At 59.1% G+C, this 26,120-nt stretch carries 27 protein-coding genes and 1 pseudogene; 8 read left to right on the top strand and 20 right to left on the bottom strand.

Annotated features, from left to right (window positions below):
• Nucleotides 1-9 precede the first annotated feature (9 nt).
• Entirely contained in the window at nucleotides 10-477 is a 468-nt protein-coding gene (locus GSQ93_RS33425) for a CBS domain-containing protein (protein WP_158940372.1), read from the top strand.
• 499 nt (nucleotides 478-976) lie between these two features.
• On the top strand, nucleotides 977-1,813 hold the full coding sequence (locus GSQ93_RS33420) for a DMT family transporter (RefSeq protein ID WP_158940371.1): 837 nt from the start codon (nucleotides 977-979) through the stop codon (nucleotides 1,811-1,813).
• Between the two features lie 35 nt (nucleotides 1,814-1,848).
• Here GSQ93_RS33420 and GSQ93_RS33415 read toward each other — a convergent pair whose 3' ends face one another.
• The 5 genes from GSQ93_RS33415 to GSQ93_RS33395 form a co-directional block, all read right to left on the bottom strand.
• Entirely contained in the window at nucleotides 1,849-2,436 is a 588-nt protein-coding gene (locus GSQ93_RS33415) for a hypothetical protein (RefSeq protein WP_158940206.1), read from the bottom strand.
• 299 nt (nucleotides 2,437-2,735) lie between these two features.
• Nucleotides 2,736-3,908: a metallophosphoesterase gene (locus GSQ93_RS33410; protein WP_158940205.1), complete on the bottom strand. Its 1,173-nt coding sequence runs from the start codon at nucleotides 3,906-3,908 to the stop codon at nucleotides 2,736-2,738.
• Between the two features lie 397 nt (nucleotides 3,909-4,305).
• Nucleotides 4,306-4,662 (bottom strand): DUF4148 domain-containing protein, encoded by a 357-nt coding sequence (locus GSQ93_RS33405; RefSeq protein ID WP_367889798.1) that lies wholly within the window; start codon nucleotides 4,660-4,662, stop codon nucleotides 4,306-4,308.
• Nucleotides 4,663-4,861: 199 nt separating this feature from the next.
• Complete coding sequence (locus GSQ93_RS33400; protein WP_158940204.1) at nucleotides 4,862-5,554, bottom strand: nitroreductase; 693 nt, start codon at nucleotides 5,552-5,554, stop codon at nucleotides 4,862-4,864.
• A 483-nt stretch (nucleotides 5,555-6,037) separates the two neighbouring features.
• A complete protein-coding gene (locus tag GSQ93_RS33395) occupies nucleotides 6,038-6,556 on the bottom strand; it encodes a hypothetical protein (RefSeq protein ID WP_158940203.1) in 519 nt (172 codons plus the stop codon).
• A 324-nt stretch (nucleotides 6,557-6,880) separates the two neighbouring features.
• On the opposite strand from GSQ93_RS33395, the gene GSQ93_RS33390 reads away from it, so the two are divergent.
• Entirely contained in the window at nucleotides 6,881-7,429 is a 549-nt protein-coding gene (locus tag GSQ93_RS33390; RefSeq protein ID WP_158940202.1) for a DUF6572 domain-containing protein, read from the top strand.
• A 386-nt stretch (nucleotides 7,430-7,815) separates the two neighbouring features.
• Here the strand turns inward: GSQ93_RS33390 and hfq are convergent.
• From hfq to GSQ93_RS33325, 13 genes and pseudogenes are all read right to left on the bottom strand, one after another.
• Nucleotides 7,816-8,022 (bottom strand): annotated as a pseudogene (gene hfq, locus GSQ93_RS38465) (RNA chaperone Hfq); the annotation flags it as partial.
• A 612-nt stretch (nucleotides 8,023-8,634) separates the two neighbouring features.
• Nucleotides 8,635-8,871 carry a hypothetical protein gene (locus GSQ93_RS33380; protein WP_158940200.1) on the bottom strand — a complete coding sequence of 79 codons (237 nt, stop codon included), beginning with the start codon at nucleotides 8,869-8,871 and terminating at the stop codon, nucleotides 8,635-8,637.
• Between the two features lie 189 nt (nucleotides 8,872-9,060).
• On the bottom strand, nucleotides 9,061-9,630 hold the full coding sequence (locus GSQ93_RS33375; RefSeq protein ID WP_158940199.1) for a TetR/AcrR family transcriptional regulator: 570 nt from the start codon (nucleotides 9,628-9,630) through the stop codon (nucleotides 9,061-9,063).
• A gap of 242 nt (nucleotides 9,631-9,872) precedes the next feature.
• Entirely contained in the window at nucleotides 9,873-11,201 is a 1,329-nt protein-coding gene (locus tag GSQ93_RS33370) for an LLM class flavin-dependent oxidoreductase (RefSeq protein WP_158940198.1), read from the bottom strand.
• Nucleotides 11,202-11,402: 201 nt separating this feature from the next.
• The gene (locus GSQ93_RS33365) at nucleotides 11,403-11,786 is read right to left on the bottom strand and encodes a DUF427 domain-containing protein (RefSeq protein ID WP_158940197.1); all 384 of its coding nucleotides are present in this window, start codon (nucleotides 11,784-11,786) and stop codon (nucleotides 11,403-11,405) included.
• Nucleotides 11,787-12,072: 286 nt separating this feature from the next.
• Nucleotides 12,073-12,369 (bottom strand): YciI family protein, encoded by a 297-nt coding sequence (locus GSQ93_RS33360; protein ID WP_158940196.1) that lies wholly within the window; start codon nucleotides 12,367-12,369, stop codon nucleotides 12,073-12,075.
• A gap of 19 nt (nucleotides 12,370-12,388) precedes the next feature.
• The gene (gene catC, locus GSQ93_RS33355; RefSeq protein ID WP_158940195.1) at nucleotides 12,389-12,673 is read right to left on the bottom strand and encodes a muconolactone Delta-isomerase; all 285 of its coding nucleotides are present in this window, start codon (nucleotides 12,671-12,673) and stop codon (nucleotides 12,389-12,391) included.
• A 30-nt stretch (nucleotides 12,674-12,703) separates the two neighbouring features.
• On the bottom strand, nucleotides 12,704-14,038 hold the full coding sequence (locus GSQ93_RS33350; protein WP_158940194.1) for a short-chain fatty acid transporter: 1,335 nt from the start codon (nucleotides 14,036-14,038) through the stop codon (nucleotides 12,704-12,706).
• An 80-nt stretch (nucleotides 14,039-14,118) separates the two neighbouring features.
• Nucleotides 14,119-15,078 (bottom strand): 3-hydroxyacyl-CoA dehydrogenase, encoded by a 960-nt coding sequence (locus GSQ93_RS33345; RefSeq protein ID WP_158940193.1) that lies wholly within the window; start codon nucleotides 15,076-15,078, stop codon nucleotides 14,119-14,121.
• A gap of 1 nt (nucleotide 15,079) precedes the next feature.
• Nucleotides 15,080-15,781, bottom strand: coding sequence for an SDR family oxidoreductase (locus GSQ93_RS33340; RefSeq protein ID WP_158940192.1), 702 nt, complete (start codon nucleotides 15,779-15,781; stop codon nucleotides 15,080-15,082).
• Nucleotides 15,782-15,799: 18 nt separating this feature from the next.
• Nucleotides 15,800-16,876 carry a cyclase family protein gene (locus GSQ93_RS33335; RefSeq protein ID WP_158940191.1) on the bottom strand — a complete coding sequence of 359 codons (1,077 nt, stop codon included), beginning with the start codon at nucleotides 16,874-16,876 and terminating at the stop codon, nucleotides 15,800-15,802.
• A gap of 56 nt (nucleotides 16,877-16,932) precedes the next feature.
• Nucleotides 16,933-17,676: an IclR family transcriptional regulator gene (locus tag GSQ93_RS33330; protein WP_158940190.1), complete on the bottom strand. Its 744-nt coding sequence runs from the start codon at nucleotides 17,674-17,676 to the stop codon at nucleotides 16,933-16,935.
• Nucleotides 17,677-18,146: 470 nt separating this feature from the next.
• On the bottom strand, nucleotides 18,147-19,280 hold the full coding sequence (locus GSQ93_RS33325; RefSeq protein WP_158940369.1) for an acyl-CoA dehydrogenase family protein: 1,134 nt from the start codon (nucleotides 19,278-19,280) through the stop codon (nucleotides 18,147-18,149).
• Between the two features lie 235 nt (nucleotides 19,281-19,515).
• Between GSQ93_RS33325 and GSQ93_RS33320 the strand changes: the two genes are divergently transcribed.
• Both GSQ93_RS33320 and GSQ93_RS33315 read left to right on the top strand, forming a co-directional pair.
• Nucleotides 19,516-20,625 carry an AraC family transcriptional regulator gene (locus GSQ93_RS33320; RefSeq protein WP_254074201.1) on the top strand — a complete coding sequence of 370 codons (1,110 nt, stop codon included), beginning with the start codon at nucleotides 19,516-19,518 and terminating at the stop codon, nucleotides 20,623-20,625.
• Nucleotides 20,626-20,686: 61 nt separating this feature from the next.
• Nucleotides 20,687-20,884 carry a hypothetical protein gene (locus tag GSQ93_RS33315; protein WP_158940188.1) on the top strand — a complete coding sequence of 66 codons (198 nt, stop codon included), beginning with the start codon at nucleotides 20,687-20,689 and terminating at the stop codon, nucleotides 20,882-20,884.
• A gap of 6 nt (nucleotides 20,885-20,890) precedes the next feature.
• On the opposite strand, the gene GSQ93_RS33310 is transcribed toward GSQ93_RS33315, so the two are convergent.
• A complete protein-coding gene (locus GSQ93_RS33310; protein WP_158940187.1) occupies nucleotides 20,891-21,547 on the bottom strand; it encodes a hypothetical protein in 657 nt (218 codons plus the stop codon).
• Between the two features lie 462 nt (nucleotides 21,548-22,009).
• On the opposite strand from GSQ93_RS33310, the gene GSQ93_RS33305 reads away from it, so the two are divergent.
• Together GSQ93_RS33305 and GSQ93_RS33300 are read left to right on the top strand one after the other, a co-directional pair.
• Entirely contained in the window at nucleotides 22,010-22,267 is a 258-nt protein-coding gene (locus GSQ93_RS33305) for a helix-turn-helix domain-containing protein (RefSeq protein ID WP_158940186.1), read from the top strand.
• Entirely contained in the window at nucleotides 22,267-23,619 is a 1,353-nt protein-coding gene (locus tag GSQ93_RS33300) for a type II toxin-antitoxin system HipA family toxin (RefSeq protein WP_158940185.1), read from the top strand. The genes GSQ93_RS33305 and GSQ93_RS33300 overlap by 1 nt, the downstream gene beginning before the upstream one ends.
• Before the next feature lie 47 nt (nucleotides 23,620-23,666).
• On the opposite strand, the gene GSQ93_RS33295 is transcribed toward GSQ93_RS33300, so the two are convergent.
• Entirely contained in the window at nucleotides 23,667-24,962 is a 1,296-nt protein-coding gene (locus GSQ93_RS33295) for an MFS family transporter (RefSeq protein WP_158940184.1), read from the bottom strand.
• A gap of 449 nt (nucleotides 24,963-25,411) precedes the next feature.
• Between GSQ93_RS33295 and GSQ93_RS38460 the strand changes: the two genes are divergently transcribed.
• Nucleotides 25,412-26,120: DUF2891 domain-containing protein (locus tag GSQ93_RS38460; protein ID WP_254074200.1), on the top strand; the 709-nt coding region annotated here is incomplete at its 3' end.

Here is a 26,120-nt window from a genome sequence, read left to right as displayed (position 1 = left end):
AGGCACATGATGGCAACAGTCGCACAACTGCTCAGTTCGAAAACAGATCAGTCATTTCACACGATCGAGGCGTCGGCAAGTGTCTTCGACGCGATCAAGCTGATGGCGCATAAACAAATCGGCGCGCTCGTGGTCACGTCCGGAGAGCACATCACTGGCATCGTGACGGAGCGCGACTATGCCCGGAAAATCGTGCTGCACGACAGGTTGTCAAAGGAGACACCGGTGGGCGATGTCATGTCGAAAGCCATCCGATACGTTCGTCTCAATCAAACGACAGACGAGTGCATGACGATCATGACTGAAAACCGCATACGTCATCTTCCGGTGATCGACGGTGGGCTGCTGATCGGCATGGTGTCGATCGGCGATCTCGTCAGGAATTTGATCGTCGAGCAACAATTCACGATCCACCAGTTGGAACACTACATTCGCGGCAACAGCCATGCAGCAGAGTTGAATGTCGAAACGCGCTAGACATGCGCTGCGGTTGTTGGGAAAAACGTTACCGGACCGAAATAAAACCGAATGAATCTCGTGGCGAGGTTGCATTGCATCAGGCGCGAAAACGCCAGCAACAACCCTCGCCTAAATTTCAAGCTTAGCGTGATCGGCCGGTTATCCAGTGCGAGTCCGCTGCAGATGCGTTCCATTTCTATCCAGTCGAAGGCTGAAATGAACGGCTTCTGGTAATCCACGCTCGACCCCGTCATCACTTTGCTACAAGGCCGATGCGCATGGGCTGCGCTTCAGCGAGGGTCAATGAGAAAAGCGCCATGCGATCGAACGCAATGCGCGCAAGCCCTGCTCAAGCGGTACTGCCTTGCCCCACGGCTCGCTGGGGCCAGCGGCGCCTCCCGTTCTCTGCCATAATGGCGCTTCGCCGTTTGCCACTTTTTGCCATCAAACGCCTTGCCTTGCCACGCATGTGGTCACCGATGTGATCACTCATGCCGTCGCCCTTCCCGCGATCCTGATGCAGCCTTTCATCGTCTTGCTCGTCCTGTTCTCCGCGCTGCTGCACGCAACCTGGAACGCCTTCCTGCACACCAGCGGCGACCGTGTCTGGCAGTTCGGCATGATGTCTTTTCCCTATCTCGTGTGCTCGGCGATCGTGTTGCTGTTCGTGCCCGCGCCAGCGCGCGAAAGTTGGCCGTACATCGCGGCATCGGCCGCTTTGCAGCTCGGTTATTGCGTGGCCTTGGCCAAGGCCTACAAAGCGGGTGACTTTGGGCAGATCTACCCAATAGCACGCGGCCTCTCGCCGCTGCTCGTATTCGCGGGCGCGTTCGTCTTCGCGGGCGAACACCTTCGGCCGCTCGCTCTGGCGGGCGTCGCATTGGTGTCGGTCGGCATCATTTCACTGGCATTCCGCAAGCGCCGCTTCGCCACCGCGAGCGTGCCGGCCGCGCTGGTAACGGGCGCGTTCATCTCGGCTTATACGATCGTGGATGGCATCGGCGTGCGCGTAGCCGGCAGCAGCTTCGGATATATCGCGTGGGCGTTTATCCTCTTCAACGTGCCGCTCGCCGCGATGGCTTTCTATCGATACGGCGGACCGCGGCGCCTGTTCCTCGACGACCCGCGACGTTCGCTGCAAGGCTTGGGCGGCGGCGCGATCGCGATGGTCGCGTACACCATTGTGATCATTGCGTTCCGTTACTTGCCCATTGCGATGGTCTCGGCGTTGCGCGAACTCAGCTCAATCTTCGCCGTGCTGATCGGCTGGTTGTTCATGCGCGAAAAACTGACCGCGCGGCGCGTGCTGGCTTGTGCGCTCGTCACCGCCGGCGCGGTTTTGATCCGCATTTAACCGGCGGTGTGCCAATTCTCAACCACGTCCACGCATTATTTCGCCGAGGGCGTGACCTCCACCGCAGTCGCTGAGATTAATACGGCGTGAACGGTGTCGCCCGGTTTCAATTTATATGCGGCAATTTCAGAGCTTAAATCGAAGGTCTCGGTATGCCATGGACCACGCAGGGTGATTGTTTGCTTCTTGCTGTTGATACTCTGCACCGTTGCAACAATCTCGGTTTCGTGGACTGCGCCGAAACCCTGAGAACCGGATGCGGGCGCATAAACCTCGGTATCAACACGTTTTCGCAATTCATCGCCCTTCGCTGACGCTTTTGTTGCCCTGACCAGCATTGAGTCCCTGACCTGCACATCGACACGATCGCCTATCTTCAAGGTATCGAAATTCGTCACCTCCTTGCCGACCACAACCGTTATCACCCGGCCCTTCGCGCCTTTTAGCGTCAAGCTCCTGGCGCCGGTGTCGATACCGACAATCTGCGCATGAAGCTGCTTCGGCGGGGCGTTCAGCGCGGATTGAATTGCGGCGCTGGAAAGCTGTTGATCGGATTGCGCGCTGACGTGCGCCGCCACCGTTAATAAGGCAATCGATAAAGCCACAGTCCATTTTGCGTTCATGCAGTTTCTCCGGGCGAAGGGCAATTAAATCGCGAATCGAATTGAATAATCAATTCGACCCGATTTGGTAGTGTCAGTAATTTGCGAACACTATTTATACAGCGCACACCGGAGTTCTGTCCACGAAACCGCATTAATTACTCATTATCGCGCAATCGAATAAAGCATTTATTTAAACGAATTAATTCTATTTTTTTAATAATCAATTTGATTCAACTAAAACTCGACGCAAAAAAACCGGCATCCTTTTAGGATACCGGCCAAAGCTCGCATTTTTGAAACTAGCTGGTAATCGGGACTTAGGCGGAACGCGCGCCGCTCGCGTTCACCAGACGCAAACGCGTGATTTCGGACGGGGCGCCAATCCGTATTGGCGGTCCCCAGTAGCCCGTGCCGCGGCTGGTATACACCCACAGGTCATTGAGCTTTTCGAGTCCCGCCACAAAGGGCTGCTGTAACCGGACGAAGAAATTCCACGGCACGAACTGACCGCCATGCGTGTGACCGGACAATTGCAGCGTAAAGCCCGCTTTCGATGCCGCCGGTGCGCTGCGAGGCTGATGCGCCAGCAGCAGACGAAACGCGATGTCAGTCGGTGCGCCGAGCATGGCTTTAGCCGGATCGCTTATATGGGCCGGGTCGAAACTGCCCGCGCCGTAATCGGTCACGCCGGCCACGACTGCACGCGCGCCGTCGTGCTCGACAATCACATGTTCGTTAAGCAGCACCTTCAGGCCAAGCCGGCGGAATTCAGCAATCCACTTGTCCGCGCCGGCGTAATACTCGTGATTGCCGGTGACCAGGAACGCGCCATGCCGCGCCTTCAACTCGGACAGTGGCCGCGTATGTGCGGCAAGATGCGGCACCGAACCATCCACCACGTCGCCTGTTACCGCGATCAAGTCTGGCGACAACGCGTTGACCGCAGCCACGATCTTTTCGACGTAATGACGCTTGATGGTCGGGCCCACGTGAATATCGCTGATCTGCACGATGGTGAAACCATTCAACGCGGGAGGCAGGTTCTCGATGGGCACATCGACGTTCTTCACCCCGGCACGCCGCCGAGCGCTATAGATGCCGAGCAGCGTGACCAGCACGGCGAGCAGCGGCACACCAAGCGCGCTCCAGGCGATAAAACCCGGCCAGCCGCCCGTCTCGTTTTGTGCTTTGCTGATCAGGTGCAGGACGAGCAACACGATATCGCGGAGAAAAGTCAGCGCCAGCAGCGAGGAGAAGAACCCCATGGTGAGCAAGCCGATCCACGCCAGACGATCGGACAGCGGTTGCTGACTGATGTTGCGCGCGGCCATGCCGAGCGGAATCAGCAAGCACGAAGCCACGAGTGCAAGCACCGCGAGCCATCGCAGCGGCGCGCCAACGGGTGCAGCCAGAATCAGGCGTACGCCGATATATACGTGAAACAGAATCCCGATACCGATGACGCGGATGAAAAACGCGGAACGTCGCATAGACCGCCTGGTAGAAGATAAAGCCGGTAGGTTGAACCGAGATTGAGACTGGCGACCCGCTACGTCGATACGTCTGACCGTCTGTCCATCTGTTATCAAGCCCGGCCGAAACGGCATCCGATTCTACCGGTTCAACGAAGAATCTGCCGGTGCGTGGCCCTTGCCGGAAGGTTCACAAGGGGCTCGCAACGCGCATGCCATAAAGGATTCGTCAAGGCTCGCACTTCGTGAAAACGGCGGCAAGCGTAGCAAACCGCTGCCTGGAACCGCAACAGAATCGTGCTTAGCCGGCAGTCCTGCGCGGGCAAATTGAATTGCCGCGAATTGATTTATTGAAAAAATAACCCGCTTTCAGCGGGTTATTTTCATGCGATCACACTACGTGCAAACCCCGCGTTCAGGGTGCCGAAGCTGCCTTGGCTTTTTCAGCCGCCGACTTCTTCTCTGCATTTTGAATATTTTGCGGGTAGTTGGTCTGGTCACCGCCTGGCTGGTAGCCGTTCTTTTCCAGATCCTTCAGTTCTGCGTTCTTCTTTGCGCGGGCAGCCTTGCGAGCGGCCTTGTTTTGCGCCTTCTTCACTTGCTTCGGTGTGGAAGCGGCGGCGGTGTCGCTGGAGGCGGTTTGCGCCATTGCGAGAGGGGCAGTCAACCCGGCAATCGATACTGATACGACAAGAGCCATTGCAGCCATGCGGATTCGGTACATAACGAGATTCTCCACGAAAAGCGGTTTTTTTTGGTGCGGCAGCGCCATTGGCGTCCACCGCGTTTGTCGTGCTGGACCTGCATGCTTCGCTACGTGCCAGACAATCCCACGCTTACCACCCTGTTCGCGAGCCATCGGACACGCGGAGATATCTTAACCAACTCTTTGTAAAAACGTGTAGCACATCCGTAAGAACTAAATCACAAAACCGCGTTTTTTTCGATGCCGGCCACGCTTGTCACCTCATTCAACTCAAGAACCGCACAAAGTCGTCGACCTCCTCGCGCCTGCTGACGAGAGCGTTCTCCGGTTGCGACAGATCCGCGTAACCGATGCTCATGCCGCACACCACGATCTCGTTGTCTGGCAGTGCAAGATGTTCCGCGATGATCCGGTGATATCGATTGAACGCGGCCTGCGGACAGGTATCGAGCCCGAACGCGCGCGCCATCAGCATGACGCTTTGCAGGAACATGCCGTAGTCGAGCCATGAACCCTGCTCCATGCTGCGATCCGTGACGAAAATCACGCCGACCGGCGCACCGAAGAATTCGAAATTGCGGCCGAGCTGGGCCTTCATACGGGTTTTATCTTCGCGTGTTATGCCGAGCAGCGCGTACAGCGACCAGCCGAGTTCGCGCCTTCTGTCGATAAACGGTGAGGTCCACGTGCGCGGGTAGTAAGCGAATTCTTCCTCGTGCAGCTTGTCCGCCTCGGGATCGTTGTACACGGCGAAGATTTTCCGTGAGAGCGCGTCGCGCGCTTCGCCGCTCAGCACGTAGGCCTTCCACGGCTGTGTATTGCTGCCCGACGGCGCGCGTCGGGCGTGATCGAAGATCTGGTGCAAGGTGGTTTCGTCGACCGCGTCGGGCAGGAACGCGCGAATGGAACGGCGCGACATCAGCGCCTGCATCACGGTCACGGCTGCATCGTTGTTCATTGAAAGCCCTCGTCTCGGGATTAGATGCCTTGAGCGCACTGGGTTGTTGGCGCCCAAGCGTTCGCCGGATACTTTATCGCGACCCGGCCGAACGCGCCCGGCGCGCTCATCTGAAGTGTGTGGTCGCCAGCTCGACGACTTCATCGGAGCGGGCGTTCAACACCGCGCAACATGTAGAGACTGAAACCCTTCGCCCGTCGCACCCAGATACGCTGCACGCCGGCCGCTTTCAACAAACGGCTGTCTACGCGCAAGGCTTAAAAAAAAGTCCACCCGGCTTGCGCCGGATGGACTTTTTTGCGACAACGCATGGTCGCGGAGGTACCTTGATTGCCGCGTTGCCGCGCTTCCGTAGAAGCTCGAAACCGACCGGTTTTAGCCGGGCAATTCGCCGTTCGTCATCCAGCGGGGATCTGGATCACCAACGATGTACACATGATGAAGTTTTGGCGAATCGCCGGCTATCGGAGAAATCCGACTGCTTCACTTAAGCGCTTTTCCAGAACCCAGCGCAGTCGGATTCGGAAGATTGACCAGCACGCGCGTACCCGGAATAACCGAGGCTGTATCCGCTGGCGAATTTGCCTGCACCGTCAGTACGGCGCCTTGCGTGTCCTTGAGCGTCATCAACCCGCCGTCAACGCGTGCCACGCTGGCCACGATCTGGCTTCCGTCCGCCGTAGGCAGGGCTGCCAGCGACGACGCGTCGAGCACCGTCAGCCTGACCGCGCGCTGGGACGTGCCGACCACATTCGTGCCAGCTTTCAGTTTGTCGAGGTTCGGCACGTCATTGCCGACCTGGAATGCTTCCGTGTGGCCCTGTGCGTTAATGACCGTAACCTGGTGCGTGCTCAGATCCACCGACTGTACCCGCCCGCCAATATGCACTGACGTCGTGCCGTCAATAGTCGCGGCAAACGCGCCCGTCATTACCATTGACGATGCGGCCGCGATCAGTGCGGACTTGAATGACCAAAGGGCCTTCTTTGACTTCGATTTCATGTTCTTACTCCTGCCGGACAAATGAGGTTCCGCTCGTGCGCTGTCCGATCTAATCGCACAAACTGTTCAAATAACGTGAATCCAGTTTGTTTTTCGAGATGGGACCTGTCAATCAACCGGGCTTATTTTTAGGTATCCTCCTATTTCAAGACTGCGGTTTGAGCTGTGCACCAAAACAATCAATTTCGCAGCTTGTTATAAGTCGTAAAGCACGCAGGCCGTACACTGTTGCAATCATGCTCCGCGTACTTATTTAGGATGACGCAGTCCATTACAATAGGCACCTGCAATCTTTTGCCCGGCATCGGGCGCTGGGGAAATACCATGTCTCTTCTCGACGTGGACACAATCGATTACGTCGGCGTGAACATTTTGTTCAAGCGCGTGTACGTCGGCATTTTCGACGACCTCGGCTGGGACGACGAAGCAATGCATTTTGCGCTGCTGACCAAAAAAATCGATCGTTACACGCAGTACATCCGTTCGGGCCAGTTACTCGCGGCTTACCCGCGGGTGCGCGGTTATCCGGTGGTTATTGAATATGTCGCCATGCGACCGATGACCCGCTCCGCCGAGGTCTTCTGGAAGACGCGCGAGACGCTTATCCGCGCGAGCGGTTTCGACGTCCGGTGCCGTACCGTCGACGTGCGTCATGCGCCGGCGGCGGATGCGGAGGATGCCCAGGCGAAGGTGGGCGACGCTGAAGTTGCTGCAGACACACGACTGGAATCGGTTCAGTCGGTTCAGTCGAACGTGAATACGCTCGATCTTGCAACGCAGCCGGCGCCTGAAGAGAAGCATCGTGAGGATATCGTCCATGCTGGGAGGCGCGCAGTGCTGGTGATGCGCAAGAAAACGTCTTCTGGACGATGAGAATGCGCGAACCGGCCAAATAATGGCCTCGGGCGAATTGTGACAAATTGGTGAAAACCAATAGAAAAAGGCGAAGCCCAATTGGGCTTCGCCTTTTTTCATCTGTCTGCGGTGGATTCGGGCCGACGCAGCAGCGTTTCCCCTGCTCCCGCGCATCCGTTCCAAGCCTTCTACGGCTCATCGATACAGCGCACCGTGACCGACCTTTCACGCAATACCGTGGCTCACACGCCGGTTTCACCCTGGCCCATGAACCAGACACTTCATTCGTTGCCCATATTCGTCGGCAAGCGCCGCTTATGGGAAATGGCGACGGGACGCTTTGAATCTGCATCCCGCGGAGCGCCCGTGCCGGTGCGTGCCGCTCCGGCGTTGAATGCTTTGCCGGTGTCTTCCTGGATGGTCGAAATCGAGTGCTTGTAGACCGCCTGGATACCCGCGGCGGAACTCAGCATCACCAGATACTGGTCGAACGATTCGATGTGACCAACCAGCCGTACCCCGTTCACGAGGAAAATTGCGACACGCTTGCGCTCTTTGCGGGCGGCGTTAAGCACGTCGCTCTGACTTTGCTGCTGGGGTTCTGTAGCCATTCTCATTCGACCTGACGTTAGTATTTCAGACTGTTCCGGCAGACATCCACCAGAATCTTGATGCATTCCACAATGCGCGGTCGCCGGACTCACCATTGAGTCCCGAGAAACGACTTGCGCTGCCGAATGCTACCGTTTCTTGCCGCTCGGTAACACCATGATGCCAGATGGCGGCACCGCGCACCGTTTGCCCCCGTTCGAGCAATGCCGCTCCCGGGAGTTCAAACTTCGCGCGAAAAATCAGTTTCCAAATATTCGCGAGCCGATAAAAACGCCCGCGCATGTTCGATACTAACCCGCTGGAATATCTCGTGGGCGCGACTGTTGACGACGAACAAGATTAACCGCGGACAAACTCTTGTCGACTGGCGCCACGCAATGCGACGGCTAACAGCGAGGAGCGAGCGACTTCCAGGCGGTTGCTGAAAAGTCCCGCAGGCTGAGTTCTGTCGAACATGGAATCGACCGGAGCGTAGGATTTCCCGGGCGATCCGCCATTCAAACAACGGAAGAGGTCAAAAAAGGCCGTCACGCCCGGTTTCCCGGATCGCAACAGCCTTTTGCGTTCGCCACCGGCTAACACGAGTGGCGCCTGGATTCCACCGTCCAGCGTTATTGAGCGGGGGTTACGGGGGTTTCCGGCTTCTTGTGCTTGTGCTTGAAGAGGTGGGGCTTGCCTCTCGAACTTCCTGGCGTGGAGCTATTGTCGCCACCCATGGTCGGACCGGCCGTTGCGGCGCCATGCGCGTTGCCGCCACCCGAGCCGCCGTTGCCGTTGCCCTGGGCCGCGGCCATGCCGGACGCGCCGAGCAGGATTGCGGATACGCAAATCAGGTTAACCACTTTCATCGTCAATCTCCAAAGGGGACGCAAAGAGCACAATTCAGCATTCGGTTGCCGGCCACCCAGATCCATGCCGATGACCGACAGGCATACAACGAGTCGAATGTAATGTATTGCAGGTACTGCTTCAAGACTTGTTTCCACTAACCCGGCACCCCGCTCGACTGCAGCGCGGCTAGCGTTGATCTATATTCTTCAAGCTGGCGGTCCCGGCAGCAAGGGCATCAGTTGCCCGGCAACGCAGTCCAGAATCTCCTTCGACAAAACCGGGTCCGAGACCGCTCGCGCCAAGCCGATTGCGCCGAGACAGGCGCTCAGTTGCAGCATGGCGCGGGCACGGCGTTCAGCCGGATCCGCGATGTCGAGCAACCCTTCGGTGAACGCGAGATTGTGCTTGACCCGCTCAGTGAATACGTCTCGCGTGGCGTCGTTGCTGCGCCCGACATCACCCAGCAACGCACCGAGCGCGCAGCCTTGGCCCGGGGCATCCCGATGCGCCTCACTCAGGTAATCGCGCACCGCCTGCGCGAGATTTTCTGCACGTGCTTCCCATGCGTCGAGGCTCTCGAATGCGACCTCGAGCGCCTCGGTCACGAGTTCGTCACGCGATTCAAAATGCTTGTAGAAACCGCCGACTGTCATGCCGGCTTCCTTCATGACGTCGGCAACGCCAATGCCGTCCAGCCCAAGTTCCCGAAAGCGCCGCGCCGCCACATCGACAATCCGCTGATGCGTTGCCGCCTTCTCTGCCTGTGAATGTCCCATGACCTTCGTTTGTCCTGTGATGGGGCGACCATAGCGTGATCATAGGCACCCCGGGATATCAATCTTAATGCAGAACTGGAATGGCACAGACGCGGGCTGGCTCGACGCAGTATTCATCGCTGCTTGCCTGTTGGCCTCATTTCCCGCGTTACGATGTTATGTTATTCAGGAATACAGAATAATTTACGAAAAGAAATCTTTGTTTTCTGATGACGCTTCAACCAGACGGCGCCATCCGTTCTTCAGGCCTCGAAAAAACGGTTCCGGGGCCTCGGTAATCCGAGATTCTCTCGCAGGGTCACGCCTTCGTATTCACGTCGAAAGATATCTCTCGCCTGCAGTTCGGGAACGACCTTGTCGACGAAATCGTCGAGTCCGCCCGGCAGATAGGGGAACATCACATTGAAGCCATCAGATCCGTTCTCCACGAGCCATTGTTCCATCTGATCCGCAATCATCGTGGGTGTACCGATCATTTCAAGCCCCGAATAACCGCCGACCCGCTGCGCAAGCTGGCGGATCGTGAGATTGTCGCGGCGCGCCCATTCGATCACCCGCTCGCGGCTGCTTTTGCTTGCGTTGGTTTCAGGTATCTCGGGCAACGGCCCGTCGGGATCGAAGCTCGAGACATTGTGACCAAGCATGATTGAGAGCGAGGCGATGCCGCTGTCGTAATGAACAAGGCTATCGAGAAGCGCCCGCTTTTCCAGTGCCTCGTCCAGGGAGTCGCCAACCACCACGAACACCGCCGGCAGAATCTTGAGATGCTCGGGATCTCGCCCGAGTCTCGCCATGCGTGCTTTGATATCGGCGTAAAACCGTTGGCCGTCTGCTAGCGTGGTTTGCGCGGTAAATACGGCTTCCGCCGTCTCGGCCGCGATCTGCCGGCCCGCTTCCGACGACCCCGCCTGCACGATGACCGGCCAGCCCTGCACGGGTCGCGCAATATTGAGCGGCCCACGCACCGACAGGCTCTCACCCTTGTGGTTCAGCACGTGCATCTTGTCTGGCTCGAAGAACGTGCCGCTTTCAACGTCGCGAACAAAGGCGTCGTCAGCCCAGCTATCCCATAGACCGGTCACGACGTCAAAGAACTCCCGGCCCCGTCGATATCGCTCGCCATGCTCCACATGTTCTTCCAGACCGAAGTTGAGTGCTGCGTCCGGGTTGGCCGTGGTGACCAGGTTCCAGCCCGCGCGGCCGCCGCTCAGGTGGTCGAGCGAGGCGAAGCGGCGCGCGACGTGATAAGGCTCGTCGAACGTAGTGGATGCGGTCGCGATCAGGCCGATGTGCTCGGTCACCGCCGCGAGCGCCGACAACAACGTCAGCGGCTCAAATGACGTGGCTGTGTGGCTCCGCCTCAACGCCTGGGTAGACATGTTGAGCACGGCGAGATGATCGGCCATGAAGAAGGCGTCGAAACGGCCGCGCTCCAGCGTCTGCGCGAAACGCTTGAGATGCGCAAAATTAAAGTTGGCATCCGGGAATGCACCGGGGTAGCGCCAGGCTCCGGTATGAATGGTGGCCGGGCGCATGAAAGCACCGAGCCGCAAGCGACGTTGCGTGGTCATGGGTTTCCGTTCCTGCGTTGATAAGAATGCCTCGGCGGCGAGGCAAGCGCTTCGCTCGCGGCGTCATCGATAAAATACGTCGAATGGCGAAAGCGTGCTCAAAACGGCAATCGATGCAGGAACGGTTGGGCCGGGCGTCTTTGGGCAAGCATGCGGCGGCGCCGACGCGTGCGTTTGCGCCGGTAACGCCATTTACACGCGTCAGCCCGCCGGCTGCACGTCGAACTTGTCTACGCGATCCGTATAGAACGCCAAATGGTCCTTGATCTCAGCGACCGCAGGATAGGTGTCTTCGTAGGTCCACACCGCGTTCACGGAACGTTCGCCACCCAGCGGGATGCTGTAGTACGAACAGTCCCCTTTGTATGGGCAATAGGTCGCGTGATCCGTGCGCTGCAACAGGGACATGTCGACGTCCTTGCGCGGAATGTATTGGACCGCAGGGTACGACGCTTCGCGCAACGTCAGCGCCTCGCGCGTGTCTGCAAGAACGCGGCCACCGATAGAGATCGTGATGCGCGCCGGGTTGGGCTCGATCGTGATCGGATGATCGGGCCCGGGAATCCTGACTGTTTTGGTCTGCATGGCTTCGTGCTCCTTAAAGCGGGGGTGAACGGACTCAGCGTAGTGAGACAGTCGTTACCTACGAATAGTGCAGGGTATCGGAAAGCGCGTTTTTCTGCCGTGATCCCACGTGTTTGTGCGCCGGCACTTGATCTCGGAGATCGGACCTGGGACGGGACGGTTCCGTTAAGGAAGAGAGAACAGTCAGTCAGCGCAAATGATATTGAAAGAATTGTTAGGCTTGCCCAACGCCACGCCGCTTGTCGAATTGACAATGACGAACCGCATGAAAGCAACGCAGTGCGGCCTATAGATAACCTTTGCCATCCACATACGCCTTGCGCCAGCGTGTAATCGTTACGCGCTCGAATAAACCGGCAAGCGCGAACGGGTCCTTCGCAATGAAACGTTCGACCTCCTCACGCGTGTCGAGGTCGACCACATACACGCCACCACCCGCGTTACTGCCGTCGTCCTGGAGTTTCGCGCCGCACGCAAGCAACAGTGCCTTGTTCGCCTCAAGATAGGCCAGGTGCACATCGCGCTCCTGAAGGCGCAGCGGGGCATGACCTGGCTTGTCCCACGTTTCGATGATGAACGCCATGTCACTCCTCTTATCGAACTCAGTTCTGCGCGATCGCCGACGGATGTTGCGCAAGCGGCGTGACCTGGATCGCCATGTAAGGAAAGAGCGGCAGCGAGCTGAGCAACGTATGCAGCTCGTCGTTGGACTCAACATCGAGGACGCTGTAGTTCGCGTACTGCCCTGCTACGCGCCACAAGTGACGCCACGTCCCTTCCTGCTGCAGTTTTTGCGAGAACGCTTTCTCGTCCGCCTTCAGGCTATTGATGAGCTCGGTGTCGGCGTCGAGAGGAATCTGTACCACCATATGAACCAGGAACAACATGATCGAACCTCCGGAAGATGATTGAACCGCTTAGCCCCACGCCAGGATCGCGACGGTATAAACGATACCGATCCAGAACATCATGATGACGGTATAACCCATGATGTCCTTCAGCTTGAGCTTCGACAACGCGAGCGCCGGCAGGATCCAGAACGGCTGGATCAAGTCGTTCCAGGCGTTGCCAAGCATGACCGCGGTGGCCGTATGCCCTACGGAAGCACCAATCGCCTTCGCCGCCTCAATCATGAACGGCCCCTGGATGACCCAGTGGCCGCCGCCTGAAGGTGCGAAGAAATTGATGAAGAACGAACTGATAAGCCCCCAGAACGGCAAGGTATGCGGCGTCGCGATCTTGACGAAGAACTCGGAAAACGTGTTGACCAGTCCCGACGACGCCATGATCGCCATGATGCCCGCGTAAAACGGATATTGCAGGATGATGCCGCTGATCGTACGAATGCCTTCGTTGAGTTTCTCTACGTAACGGATAGGCGTGCCCAGCAAGATGATGCCGAGAAACAGGATGATGAAGTTGATCAGGTTCAGGTCCATCGTGCCGCCGCCGTGGAAATACAGCACCACGTAGATCACGCCGATCAATCCGATCAAGCCGCTCAGCAGCCGGCTGTTGTTCAGGCGGTTGGCGAAAGTTCGTTCGTCGTCGGCGTCTGCGGGGACGGCCGCTTGGGCTGCTCGCGTGCGTTCCTCAAGTGTACGGTCGATCTCAGTCACCGGCTGACCCGGCTTCGGGTGCAGCCACGCATTCAGCAACGGCAGCGTGATCAGCACGACCAGGCTGGTAATAAGCATGGTCGGCGAAAAGATGGTTTCCGAGAGCGGAATCACGCCCATCTGCGCTTCCATAGGGTGACCTTTGGTCGAGATGAGCACGGGAATGCTTGCCGACAAACCGAGACCGTAAAGCGTGAATCCGCTATAGGCCGATGCAATGATCAACGGGTAATGCACGCCCTTCACACTGAGCGCCAACTTGCGCGCGACAATGCCGCCGATTACCAGCCCGAAGCCCCAATTGAGATAACTGCCGATACCACCCACCAGCGTTGCAACAATGATCGCCATGCGCGGATCGTGCACCCGCATCACGATGCGATCAAGGAATCGCTCGGTCAGCGGTGCCGTCGCGAGCACGTAACCCATCGCGAGGATCACGGCCATTTGCGTGGTGAATGCCAGCAGCGTCCAGAAGCCCTTGCCCCAGCTTGTTGTCAGCGCCACGATTCCCTGGCCCTGTACCAATACGGCAAGAACCATGGTGAGAAGGGTCAGCCCGATAGCAAATACAAACGGATCGGGCAAATACTTGCGCATCAGTTCGGTGAAGAATCCCGTTATTTTCTGCATTGCACTGTCTCTTGAGTATTATTTAGTTTAGCGAATTGTTTGATTACTTCGGCGCCAGAAATAGGCCGACGGCTCGACTATCAGGATTCGTTGCTTGACTCCGCCGACCGTCGGTGGCGGGCCAGCGCCATCAATGCGCGGTCGCGCCATGCCACGCGTTCTTCCCATTGCTCAAGCGGTACCGCCGCACGCCTTGCCGCAGCCACCCTCTCGACCAGCTCCGGTGTCCATGGATCGTGCTGGCCGCGTTCCGCGCCCATCCGTTCGTATGCAGGCCCCATCTTCTGTGCGTGCGAACTGATGCCGCCGCGCGTATTCAAATCCACCGTTTCAAATGGTCCGATCACGGACCATCGAAAGCCAAGGCCGTCACGCATGACCGTGTCGATGTCCTCGACAGTCGCAACGCCGTCGCGCACGAGGCAATACGCTTCGCGCAGCACGGCGCCCTGCAATCGGTTGAAGACGAACCCCTCGACTTCTTTCGATACCAGCACGGGTTGCAGGCCGGCATCGCGGAAAAGTTGCAGCGTGCGTTGCGTGACGTCAGGCGCGGTAAAAGGCGCGGGCACAATCTCGATCACGGGAATCAAGTACGGTGGATTGCCCGGATGCGCAATCAAGCAACGATGCCTTCCGGGCAAGTCGTCAACAAAGCTCGAGGCCGTCAAAGCCGATGAAGCGCTGGCGAAGATCGCGTCCGCAGGCGCGGCGGCATCGAATTGCGCAAACAGCTCACGCTTGATGTCCACTCGCTCGGGGGCGCACTCCTGCACGAAATCCGCATCGGCGACCGCTGTTTCTATGGACGCTGCCATCTGGACCCGCGCTGCCACCGTATCAGCGGCTTCATCGAGTAGTCCAAAGCGCGCTAGCTCATCCAGGCGCTGCTTGATCTCTCCCGGTGCGGTTTCGCGGCGCGACACATCCGGATCGAACAGGCGCACGGGCCACCCCGCGCGCGCAAACACCACAGCAAACGCGACGCCAATACTCCCCGCCCCCACGATCGCCACACGCCGAATATCCGTCGTGCTCATCTCAGACTCCCGCTACGCCGACCGTCATGCCGCCGCAGACATAGAGCACCTGGCCGGTGACGAAACCGCTGCGGGCATCGAGAAAATAGGACACGGCATGCGCGATATCTTCCGGCGTGCCCACGCGTTTCACCGGCACGCTTTCCACAATTGCACGGGTACGCGGACTATCCGGCGGGTTCGCGCGATCGAAGAGTTCAGTGCGGATCGGGCCAGGGCCAATCGCGTTCGCCGTGATGCCATGACGGCCGAGTTCCAGGGCCCATACGCGTGTCATGCCGATCAACGCGGCCTTGGTCGCCGAGTACGCCGTACGTAGTTCCTTGCCCAGCGCCGCACGCGAAGACATATTCACGATGCGGCCGAAACCTGCGGCCTGCATGCCCGGCAGGAGCGCCTGCATGCACTGCATGGCGCAGCGCACGTTCAAGGACCACGCGAGCTCGAGTTCTTCTAGACTTTGTTCACCTGCACCGGCCGGCACCACCACGCCAACGTTGTTGATCAGCCGCGTGATCGGACCGCCCGCAAGCGCCTGATCCAGTGCTTTCGCCGTTGCTTCGGCATCCGAAAGATCGGCGATAAAACCACTGCCCACCCGGTCAATCACAACGGCCTCAAAGCCGTCCGCTTCACAGCGCTCGGCGCAGGCCGCACCGATCCCGGCCGCGCCGCCGGTAATCAAAACTCGTTCTCGTGTCATGTCGTGTGCTTTATGAAATCAGACGGTTGCGATCGGCGTCACGGGCGAACCCATTGCGCCCGGCAGACGCAGCGGCGGCGCCGTGAGCATGAAATGCGAGCGCCCGTTGGCGCGTAGCCACGCCGCCAGATCGCGCAGATACCAGAGCTCGCCAAGCGGTAAGCCGAGCTTGAACAAACAATGATGATGCAGCGGCATCAGCGGGTAGTGACCGTCCCGACCGTCCTGGCCTTCCGCCGGACGCGCGGGATAACGCTCGACCGCATAGTTGTCCGCCACCAGCGCGGCAATGCCCGAATCGGTCAGCCACTGCAACAGCCGCTGATCGCGACCGTCGAGTGCGCAGCACTGACTGTTGAGCACGGCTTCATCGGGATGACGGTTCATTTCCAGCACAAGCTCAGCGAAGCCGGTGCGCAGCAGCAGCATGTCGCCGAGATCAATCTGTACCTTGTCTGCGTCAATCGCGAACATCAGGTCGTCGTAACCCACGGTGCGATGCTCACGCCCGTAATGTGCGACCAGGTCGACAAGAACGCCACGTCCCTGCATGCCCTTCACCGCGAGATTCTCAATGCCGAGCGCGTCCGCGTGGCTATGCTCGTTACCGCAGGCGTGCGGCGCGAACGCGTCATCGCGACGGTATTCCATTGGCCCGACGACGTCCGTGTTCGCCTTGTAACCGTTGTAGTAGACGCTTTCCGCGACGCCGTCGCCATCGGCGTCGAAGAGCGCGCCAACATGCGCAAGCGAGTCCCATTGAGTGGAATATTGCAGGCTCATCAGGACTTGATCGTCGCTCACCACGTCGGTCGCCTGCTCCTCCATGCGCGCAAACGGGAAGTTCACATAGGGCAAACCGTCCTTCATCGTGGGCCGCAAAACCGGTGGGTGACGACGCACATTCAGCTTGCTGTCGCCGGGATAATCGAGCGGCAGGGACAGGCAAAAACTTAAGCCCGCGCGAATCTCGCGAGCGCCTTTCAGCACCTGTTCCGCGGTGATCAGGTTCGGTCGTCCGAGTTGATCGTCGTGGCCGAAATCACCCCAGTTCGACCCGTCAGGCCGATTTTTCCAGCGCCTCTGATCCTGCATGTTCTTCTCCTTGCGCGACGTCTTGAACCGTCGGCCCGACCAAAATCCCCACTGCCCTAGCCGATCAAGGTCTGCGGTATCCGGTCGAAAATATCGAGGAGCGCCGCGACCGCGGGCTCCTGGTTCTTTAGCAAGCGCGCCTTCGGGCCGCCGATAACGAGCGCAAACGCTTCGCCGTGGATCGAGAATCCCTTCGCAAGGCCGGCAACGTCCTCGACGTTCTCTCCTGTCGAACGATGCCAGCCAAGCGTCACGCCTTGCTCCACTTCCACTTCGAGCGATGCGCGATCGATCACCGACCCGTCCGTTGATGCGCTCAGCGGCTCGCAACTGTCGAGCAGGCGCCGGCGCGCAACCAACGGCAACGCACCGAGCAACGCCTTGCCGGCCGCGCTGGCGTGGACGTACATGAAACCGCCGGGTTCGTCGCTGTAGCGAATCTTCTGGCGCGATTCCATGACATCCAGATAGACCACCCGATTGCCCGCGAGCGTCGCAAGCGCGGCCGTCTCCCCCGTCGCGTCCCGCAACGCTGTCAGCAACGGCTGGAACAGCAGCGTCAGCGGGTCCTCGCTGCAAATGTCGCGTGCGACATGCAACAAGCGCTGCGTCGGGTAATAACCTGCTTTTACGCCCGGCGCGTAGAGATAACCCTTCGCCACCATCGTCTGCAAAAGCGCATGACAACTCGACAAAGGGATTTCGGTTCGACGCGCAATCTCGCTGTAGATCATCGGCTGCCGGACTTCGGCAAACAGGTTGATCACGTCAAAGACGCGCACTGCAGTTTTCACATCCATGACAACATTATCGGTATATCGATAACTCTAGCGCAAGTGGTTTGGGGGTATACACCTAGAAATGGGCGCAGTTCACCGCTCTTGGGTCTCAACCGACTTCGGACGAAGCCTGGAGAAATCAGGCGCCGACCGTCACGGGAATCCGATCAACCTCTTTCATTGCATGGGCGATTCTTAACTAGTCAGCTATCCTTATAAATATCCTCGTTCTGGATTTGGCCACCCACTCCCCAGACATTCGTTTCTCCCCGAGATCGAAGTTCGTCGACCGGTGAGAACTTTCAGGATGAGAGTGGTGAGTCTATTCGGGAGCCTGATCCGCAATCACAGTGAGCCTTTGCGGGACCTGAAAGTGAGGGGATCCGGGAGCCATAAAAAAGCGGCGAGGCCTATGTGCAAGGCTTCGCCGCATTTGAACCGCCTGAACCGAAGGTGTTCATCAGAATGACATCACCCGGACCCCGTGCGCCCTAAAGCTGCCGCGCGATCACCATACGCTGCACTTCGCTCGTGCCTTCGTAGATCTGCGTGATGCGGGCGTCGCGATAATGACGCTCGACCGGATAGTCTTCCAGATAACCATAACCGCCGTAAATCTGGATGGCCTGCGAGCAAACGCGCTCCGCCATCTCCGACGCAAACAGCTTGGCCTGCGACGCTTCGCTCAGGCATGGCAAACCTTCGGTGCGCATGCGCGCCGCGTGCAACACAAGCAGACGCGCCGCGTTCAGGTTGGTTTGCATATCGGCGAGAAGGTTGGCTACCGACTGATGCTCCTTGATTGGCTTGCCAAACTGCACGCGCTCATGCGAATACGCGCGAGCGGCGTCGAAGGCCGCGCGCGCAATGCCCACCGCCTGCGCCGCGATACCAATCCGCCCTCCCTCCAGGTTAGCCAACGCAATCTTCAATCCTTCGCCACGCGCGCCGAGCAGATTGGCCGCAGGAATCGCGCAGTCGTCGAGTGAAATCGGGCAGGTATCGGAGGCGCGGATGCCCATCTTGTGCTCGGGCCGCCCGACGTTGAAGCCCGGTGTATCCGTCGGCACGATGAACGCCGACAAGCCTTTCTTGCCCAACTCCGGATCGGTCACGGCGAACACGATCGCCATGCCCGCGCGCGCGCCGTTCGTCGTGAACTGCTTCGCGCCTGAGAGCACCCACTGGCCGTCGCGTTCGATAGCGCGCGTCTTCAAATTATTGGCCTCCGATCCGGCTTGCGGCTCGGTCAGGGCGAACGCGCCAATCATCTCGCCCGTTGCCAGTTTCGGCAGATATTCAGCCTTTTGCGCTTCAGTGCCGAACGCGAGAATCGGGCCGCAGCCGACAGAATTGTGCACGGCCATCAGCGTGGAACACGATGCACAACCCGCCGCGATTTCTTCGATAGCCAACGCATACGCCACGTAGTCGCTGAACGTACCGCCCCATTCCGCAGGCACGATCATGCCAAGCAAGCCGAGTTCGCCGAGTTGCCGCACGACTTCGTCCGGCAAGGCGGCATCGCGGTCCCATTGGCCCGCGTGCGGCGCCAGCACTTCGGTGGCGAAATCGCGCGCGGCGTCACGGATCATGCGTTGGTCATCGGTGAGGAAGCTGTCGATCATGATGGTCTGGCTCGTGTGAAATACAAGGAAAACACAAGGAAGGCACTGGGCTTACACTGCTGCGCTTAAGTGGTGAAGTAGTGAAATGGATGGCAAATAGCCTCACGCCAGATTTTAGGCGCGACACATCCGTCTGCCGATGCCTGAAACGATCAAGCTTCCTGAGCGAATGCGCCACCTAGTGACTACCCCAACACCGAAAAATTCGCGTGATCAGCGGCCCCGGCCAGCGGTGACTGCGGTCCCTACCGCTTTCAGGACACCACGCGGCCAAGGCAATGAGCGCGGGACCATCGCGGGAGATTTCGTCGAAGAAGCGCTGCGGTGCGCCGAGCGTCGCGGCGTATCACGCGCCGCGTTACTGGAGCAGGCGGGCATTAACCCCGCCACGCTCGCGGCACCGCTCGCGCGTGTATCGGCGGCGCAATACGGCCGCTTGTGGAGCGCTATCGCAGACGTGCTCGATGATGAATTCTTCGGCCAGGACAGCCATCCGATGCGCCGTGGCAGCTTCGCCCTGCTTTGCCATGCGGCACTAGGTTCGCGCGACGGAGGCCAGGCGCTGACCCGCATCGCGGGTTTCCTGCGGCTCGTGCTGGACGACCTGCGATGCGAAATCGACACCGATACCGATACCGATACCGATACCGATACTGCTCGCATAAGAATTCGCCTCGTCGACACCGCTACCGAAACCCGCTCACCCCGCCCGATGTTCGCTTACGCAACCGCGTTCATCATGATCTACGGCTTGTTGTGCTGGCTGGTCGGCCGTCGCATCCCGGTGCTGGCCGCGTATTTGCGCTGCCCGGAGCCGGCGGCAACTGCCGAATACAGGCTGATGTTCTGCGACGCAATGTTCTTCGACCAACCCGCGTCGTATGTCGATCTCGCGCCGGACTGCGTCACGTTGCCGGTCGTTCAGACGGCCGCGACGCTGAAGGTTTTCCTGCGCGAGGCGCCGGCCAATTTCATCGTGAAATATCGCAATCCGGATTCGCTCGCCGCGCGGATTCGCCGCAAATTGCGCCAGGCACCGCCTATCGACTGGCCGGATAGCGAAGCCATCGCGGCGGCGCTGAACATGGCCGAAGCCACACTACGACGCCGCCTGAAACAAGAGGGCGCGACCTATCAGTCGATCCGTGATGCGCTGCGGCGCGATCTCGCCATCGCGCGGCTTGCCGACACGACGCAGACCATCGCGGAGATAGCGCATGCGCTCGGGTTCGCGGAGTCCAGCGCATTTCATCGCGCATTCAGGAAGTGGACGGGGGTGCGGCCGGCGGCGTATCGCAGCATGCGTGCCGACGCCAACGCCAACATCAGCGCCGATGCATGACAGCAATCGCCGCGTCGCGCTGCTATAGTGAAATCTGCCGGTCTATTGAAGGAGCGTTGCCATGCCGCAACCGAAAACACCATCGCACAGCAAGCGTGAAGCGCCGGTCGACGCGAATCATCGCGAGGACGCCCTGGACGAAGCGCTGGACGAGAGTTTTCCCGCAAGTGATCCGGTCGCGATCTCGGTCGATCATGAACGTGCCCCGGAGCCGAAGCGTCATGCCAGTCACGACAGCCGCAGCAAACGGCCTCGCTAGCCCGCTCTAGTCGTCGAGACCGGTCAGCAGCAGGCCCAGCTTCTCCACATGCTGCATCAGCATCGCCCGGTGTTTGTCGATCTGCTCGATCCGTCCGGCGAGATCGGCCTTCACCGGATCGTCCAGTTTTCCCGACACGCGCAAATCCTCGGCCTTCGCATTAATACCATCGAGCTGGACCATCGAAAGCTGCCGCTCCACGCGGCGCAGGTCCGTCAATAACAGGTCGCGGTTGCGCCGGAACATCTGGTCGCGCCGATTCGTCTCCACTTGCTGGAGCGCCTGGTCGGCCACGCGCCGGGTTGCTTCGGTCTGAGAGAGGAGCGGTTCCGGCCCACGCAGGACGGGCCGCTTGGGCGCCGGGTGTGCATTGCCGCGAAACACGGCCGCGGGCGTTTCCTCATCCATTGCGCGCTGGGTCTCGGGCGGAATGTCACGCCGGTCGCGGCGCTCGTCCAGCCAGCGCGGCGGCAAGCCGGTAACGGTTTCCACCCCGCGCACGAATTCCTCACTGAAATCACGCCTTCCGGCCAGAATCAGTTTCATGTACGACGGGGAAAAACTCATCATGCGGGCAATCCTCGCGCCGCCAGCCGGCGATCCTGCGAGCACATTCAGGTTGGCTTGCCACACGAGGTACAGCGTTTCATCGAAATCTTCCATGGGCTAGTCTCCAAGCAGACGGACTCGCAACGCCGGCGCAGCTGATTCACATGCGCTTGACGCTTAGGTCCTGGCGAGCCCGTCATCACGGCGACGCGCCGGATCGTGATCGGGCGTCGCCTAAGTGGGCATCTGACCGCAATCTTACCGTTATCTCAATAATGCGCGTTTTGTCTGCGCAGGCGGTAAAAACCTGCAAAATCAACGGTAAGCGCGTGGTTTAAGGGCAACCCGCGCGAAAATAGACGCGAAATTGCGGGTAGAGGTGCAAATTGGCTCCATTCAATCCGCTCAATACTCCGGCGTCGTTGATGTCGGCATGTTGCGCTCAAGAAAGCAAATCACACAAATAAACGGAAATTATGCGTGTGACAGATAATCGTCGAATATCTCTCACACGCATAATTGACAATTATCTGCCAAAGGAATAAATTGCGTTTATTCGTGTGAGAGATAATTGTCATGCAACAGACCATCGCAACGCCGTTCCAGATGGGTCAGATTCTTGCGGCCGGCCGTCGACGTGCGGGGCTCACCCAAGCCGAAGCGGCTGCGAGGCTTGGCGTTAGCCAAAGTCGCATATCCGCACTCGAGACCGATTCCAGTGCGTTGACACTCAATCAACTGCTGACGCTCTTTGGTGCATACGAACTGCAACTTCAGGTTCTGGACAAAGGCTCATCCGCTCCAACCACCCCCGCGCCTGCGCTGGAGTGGTAATGGCTGGGCGCAAACCACATTCCCGAGCGCTGTCGGTATGGGTCAACGGCGTACGAGTGGGCATCTGGCATATGCCCACTCGTGGCCCCATGGAACTTGCCTACGACCCTGAGTGGGCCGCCTCCGACGTCAGCCGCCCCCTCTCGCTGTCGTTACCCATCCCGCTCGATAACGCCCCGCTCAAAGGCGATCGGGTACTTAACTACTTCGACAACTTGCTGCCGGACAGCGAAGCCATTCGAAAGCGAATCGGCCAGCGATTCCGCACCGACACGCTGGATGCATTCGATCTTTTACAAGCCATTGGCCGGGACTGCGTTGGCGCAGTCCAACTTCTGGGTGTCGACGAGGAACCCACGGGTGTCGAACAGATAGATGGTACTCCGCTCAGTGACGGGGAAATTGAAACGCTCCTGAGCCAGACGGCCGGGAGCGGCACTTTCGGCCCCCAGGACGACGAAGACGACTTCCGGATTTCGCTCGCCGGTGCGCAGGAAAAGACAGCGCTTCTCTGGCACGAGGGCCAGTGGATGAAACCCCACGGCACCACGCCCACTACGCATATCCTGAAGCTTCCGCTCGGCCTGGTGGGTAACCGGCGTGCGGACCTCACGAAGTCAGTCGAGAACGAATGGCTGTGCATGCATCTCCTGCAGGCCTACGGCGTACCGGTCGCTGAAACGGAGATCAAGACTTTCGGCCGGCAACGGGTGCTGAGCGTCAAACGCTTCGACCGCCAGATGCACTCAAGCGGCAAGTGGATATTGAGGTTGCCGCAAGAGGACTTTTGTCAGGTAATGGGGCTACCCTCGCACAAAAAGTATGAAAACGAAGGCGGCCCGGGGGTCATCGATCTGGCACAAGTGCTTCAGCAGTCCGGAACGGCTAAGGAAGACATTGAAACATTGCTGACCGCGCAGATACTTTTCTGGTTACTGGCGGCCCCGGACGGGCATGCAAAGAACTTCAGCATCCGGCTCTTCGCGGGCGGACAGTATCGGCTGACGCCGCTTTATGACGTCATGTCTATCTGGCCGGTCGAGGGGAAGGGGGCGAGCCAGTGGTCGTGGTACAAGGCCAAACTTGCTATGGCTGTGTCGGGCAAAAACCGTCACTATGCTTTTCGCGATATCCAGCGCAGGCACTTTAACGCGATGGCACCGCGATGCTCATATGGAAGGGACGCGGAACCGATCATCCAGCGGCTGATTGAAGAAACGCCCAGCGTGATCGAGCGTGTGTCGGGCGAGTTGCCGGAGGATTTTCCGGCCAGGGTCGCAGACCGTATCTTCGAGGGACTGCGCAGAACCGTGGCTGAACTCGACGCAATGCCCGCCCGATTAGTTGCCTGAGCGGCAAACCCGGCGTGAGCCGGGTTTGCCTCACATCCATCACGCCATCAAGGCACGTCGCGCAAGTACCCTTCCTTCGACGAATCGCGCATCCGCCACGAGACGACCCACGAAATCGCGCACAGTGCCGTCACGTACCAGTAGAAGGTCGACTCGCTGCCTATCGATTTCAGGAAAAGCGCCACGTATTCCGCCGAGCCGCCGAACACCGCGTTCGCGACCGCATACGACAAACCCACCCCCAGCGCGCGCACTTGCGCGGGGAACATTTCGGCCTTGATCAGTCCGCTGATCGATGTGTAGAGACTCACGATGGCCAGCGCAATCACCACCAGCACGAACGCCATGACCGGGCTCGTGACGTCCTTCAACGCGTGCAGGATCGGCACGGTGCAGAAAGTCGCGAGGCCGCCGAACCAGAGCATCGACTTGCGCCGGCCAATCCGGTCCGACAACGCGCCGAATGCGGGCTGCATGATCATGTAGATGAACAACGCCGCGGTCATCACGGTACTGGCCGTCTTCGCATGCATGCCGGCAGTGTTCACCAGATACTTTTGCATGTACGTGGTGAACGTGTAGAAGATCAGCGATCCGCCCGCCGTGAAACCCACCACGGTGAGGAATGCGCCTTTATGTTGCATGAGACCGCGAAGCGTGCCCGCCCCTTTCGCCTTGCGCGTTTCGGCCGTGGTGGTTTCATCGAGCGATTTCCGCAAATACAGCGACACGACCGCCGCGAGCGCGCCGATCCCGAACGGAATACGCCAGCCCCACGCCCTCAATTCTTCCGTGGTCAATAACTGCTGCAACACGACTAGTACGAGCAATGCGGCAAGCTGTCCGCCGATCAGCGTCACGTACTGGAACGACGCGAAGAAACCGCGCCGCCCCTGCAGCGCCACTTCGCTCATGTAGGTCGCGCTCGTGCCGTATTCGCCGCCCACCGACAAGCCCTGGAACAACCGCGCGATCAGCAGGAAGAACGGCGCCCATGCGCCAATGCTCGCGTAGGTCGGCAAGAAGCAGATCACGAGCGAGCCGGCGCACATCATCAGCACGGAAATCATCATTGAGGTGCGGCGGCCGTGTTTGTCGGCGATACGGCCGAACATCCAGCCGCCAATCGGCCGCATCAAGAAACCCGCTGCGAATACGCCCGCAGTGTTGAGCAACTGCGTGGTCGGGTTTCCGCTTGGAAAGAACGCTGGCGCGAAATAGAGCGCGAGGAACGAGTAGATATAAAAGTCGAACCACTCGACGAGATTTCCCGATGAAGCGCCGACGATCGCGAGAACGCGCCGGCGGGTATCTGCAGAAGTTGAGAGGGCGGTGTCGGCCATGCTGGGTGAAACTCCTGTCGCGTGTTGAAAACGGCGGCTTGTGGCCGCTCTTGCACCGGTCCGATGCCGGCGACGATCCGCCCTGAGGGGCGTTGGCGCGCAACTTTATACGACGAGAATCAGGTTGATGCAATATGACGATCAGCAAAAATTCAGCTTACAGATTGACTTGATAGGAAAGTTTTTTGTTAGAACGCGGATCGAGAGGAATTCCGTACAAGCCTTTTTATATTTGAATTCCCGCTAGATCAATGGTTTGCGGACGACCGGGCAAAGAATAGAACGCTTAGCATGAAACCTTACAATTATAAAAATTGAAAGCACATAGTAATTACCCTGAGAGGAAAAAAAACTAACCCCTGCCCCCACGTTTGCCCTCTCTATTCACGCGATCCCTGAGCCAAAGTCTTGCCATAATTGCGGACGCCTGGTTTTTTCTGGAGAACCGCATGAACCCGCAGTCCGATCAAACGCATCACACGCTCGACGCCGCCCTGGCATCGAAATTCGCCCGGCTCGCACTTGGCCACCTGACGCGCGAATACCCGAACAAGCTTGACCACGTAATGGGCAGCGCCGCCGATGCACAAGGCCCGCGCGCCCTTCACCCCATCTTCTACGGCAGCTTCGACTGGCACTCGTGCGTTCACGGATACTGGCTGATCGCGCGGCTTGTCGACCGCTTCCCCACGTTGCCGGAAGCCTCGGACATTCGCGCGTTGATCGACGCGCATTTCACCAATGCCAATGTCGCCGCGGAAGTCGCCTACCTGCAACGTCCAGAGGCACGGGGTTTCGAACGTCCGTACGGCTGGGCGTGGCTGCTCTCGCTTGCTGGCCAGCTTCATTCGATGCAATCAACCGAAGGCCAACGCTGGTCCGTGGCATTGGCGCCGCTTGCGCACGCGTTTGTCGAGCGGTTCACGGAGTACCTGCCGAAATTGACGTATCCGCTGCGCGTGGGCACGCATTTCAATACGGCGTTCGCGCTGACGCTGGCTATCGGCTATGCGCGCCAGGTGGGTGACACGGCGTTCGAAACGCTGATCGCCGATACCGCGCGCCGCTGGTATCTGAACGACGCGGCTTGTCAGGCGTGGGAACCGGGCGGCGATGAGTTTTTATCGTCGTCGCTGATGGAAGCCGAGTTGATGCGGC

Origin of the sequence: Burkholderia sp. S171, from assembly GCF_009766085.1 — a bacterium.
In the GTDB taxonomy this organism is placed as follows: domain Bacteria; phylum Pseudomonadota; class Gammaproteobacteria; order Burkholderiales; family Burkholderiaceae; genus Caballeronia.
This window is presented reverse-complemented; position numbering and strand designations above follow the sequence as displayed.